Source organism: Streptomyces tateyamensis, from assembly GCF_003205575.1.
Lineage (GTDB): Bacteria > Actinomycetota > Actinomycetes > Streptomycetales > Streptomycetaceae > Kitasatospora > Kitasatospora tateyamensis.
On sequence record NZ_PYBW01000116.1, the window covers coordinates 1 to 1,851 of the forward strand.

The 1,851-nt window shown below is 66.2% G+C and carries 2 protein-coding genes and 1 pseudogene; 1 reads left to right on the forward strand and 2 read right to left on the reverse strand.

From position 1 onward, the window contains the following. Positions 1-177, forward strand: a pseudogene (locus C7C46_RS37755) (IS701 family transposase); the annotation flags it as partial. 201 nt (positions 178-378) lie between these two features. Here C7C46_RS37755 and C7C46_RS27185 read toward each other — a convergent pair. Then, positions 379-1,113 carry a hypothetical protein gene (locus tag C7C46_RS27185; RefSeq protein ID WP_245985009.1) on the reverse strand — a complete coding sequence of 245 codons (735 nt, stop codon included), beginning with the start codon at positions 1,111-1,113 and terminating at the stop codon, positions 379-381. Positions 1,114-1,129: 16 nt separating this feature from the next. After that, positions 1,130-1,447, reverse strand: a complete 318-nt coding sequence (locus tag C7C46_RS27190) for a hypothetical protein (protein ID WP_220040698.1) — start codon at positions 1,445-1,447, stop codon at positions 1,130-1,132. Between the last annotated feature and the right edge of the window lie 404 nt (positions 1,448-1,851).

A 1,851-nucleotide genomic window follows, 5' to 3' on the forward strand; every position in this document is an offset into this window, starting at 1 on the left:
GAGGCCGTACTGGACCAGTACCAGGTGCGCAAGTACGCCGCCTGGCACCGCCACATCACGATGTCGATGCTCGCCCTGTGCCTCCTCGCGGTGATGCGCCAAGCGCTTCAAAAGGGGGCCCCCGCCCTTGGGAAAACTTTCCGGAACCGGCCTGACGGCCCGTCGGGAACCAGCTGAGCCTGCCCCGACCGGACAGCCCCGACTCCGCCCGGGCATACGGGTCTCCCTCGCGGAGGCCCGCCGCCTGTTCAACCTCATCGGCCGCCCCATCCGCGAGATCCAGAACGCCTTGCGCTGGTCGACATTCCGCCGCCGTCACCAAGTTGAGGCCAGAAGGCACCACTTCCGCAGGCGCATGCGCCGCCAGATGATGCAGATCTAGCCCTGTAGTACTAGGTCGGCCGGGTCGGCCGCGATAGGCAGCACGAGCTGCTTGCCCACCAGCCGGACGAAGCCGGGCCTGTCAGCGGACCGGAGGTCGCCGCTGTGGAAGGCGAAGTGGCGCAGCTCCGTGCGGTCGACCGCCTCGATCGGTGGTTCCGGCACGGCGTCCAGCCGGGTGATCCGATCGTGCTGGAGGACCAGGATGCGGTCACGGACGGCGAGGTACCGGCGTAGCGGGAGGGCCGCGACGTCGATGCGGAGTTCGGTGTCGGTGCGACGGAGGCGGACCAGGTCGTGGTCGCGGCCGGCGTCGTCCAGGTAGTACAAGGACCCGTCCGGGCGTGGGATCGCGTCGAAGTACCAGAGGAAGGAGGGTGTGAACTCCACGCTGGGCTCGGCCAGGTCATGGTGGGTGCGGCGGTGGACGAAGAACTCCGACTGCTCGTCGTGGTCTTGGAGACCGTCCTCGAAAACAGTTCGGCGACTTGGGTACTCGGTGGTGATGCCGGCGGACCCGATCGTGCCGTCGCTCCGGGTGTACTCGGACAGCGCGTGCTCCTGCCCGGCGGGCCGGGTCAGGTGGCTGCTGATCCCCCAGTCGTAGCTGTAGTTCAGCGAGACGCCGATGACCGTCACCCAGTCCGTCGGGACGGGGTCGAGTGCGGCCAGATATGCCTCGGGACGTGCCTGTGCGGGAAGGTCTGCACCGCTGCCACTGCTGTAGGTCATCGCCACGGGACCAAGTCTAGGTAGGCACGGTGACAATGTTCTTGGACTGCACCAGCAGGTAGAGCGCCAGCAGTGCGAACGCCCCGCCGATCAACCGAGGAGCCCGGCGCTGACGGTCTTCGCCGCTGCCCGACAGTTCCCAGGTCACCATGGCCGACGCGCCGATCTCGAGCACGGAGTCCGGGCCGAACCCGGCCAGCGCTACCGACCAAGCCGAGATCGCCGCGACGGCCAGCACCACGATGCCCACGACGTTCCACCCGAGCGTGGCGTATTCGAGTGCGAAGCCCCGTCGCAGCAGGCGGCTTCGGGTGGCGTCATCGGAACTGGTCACCGCGCGAGTATCCCAACACCTACCGAAGGCCGGCTGCTTTGGACCCATTTGAAATATCGGCTCTCCATCGGCCGGAACCCGCTAGACCAAGATCGGCCTGACGTATCCGACTGACGCCCGGCCGACGCCGATGGACCAATACGCGCCCTCGCCAGGGGCCCGGGCCTCCGGGTTTCCAGCTCACTGAAACAGTCGCAGATGGCCACCATTACCGCCATCAACGCCGCAGCTCAGCGGGCAAGGATGAGGGAACTCTGTCTCCGTCGCGGCCACATCTCTGCAGCTAATGGAGAGAAATTCTCCGCTAATCTCTTGAAATCCTTGACGTGGCGACATAGGGAGCAGTTAAGGTCTCTTATACGGCAACAGCCGAGGCCCATAGCCGGGGCAATGCCACTTAGCTT

Excerpts from the sequence above, each read along its gene's own strand:
- C7C46_RS27185 (WP_245985009.1), bottom strand. The coding sequence starts at position 1,113 with ATGACCTACAGCAGTGGCAGCGGTGCAGACCTTCCCGCACAGGCACGT.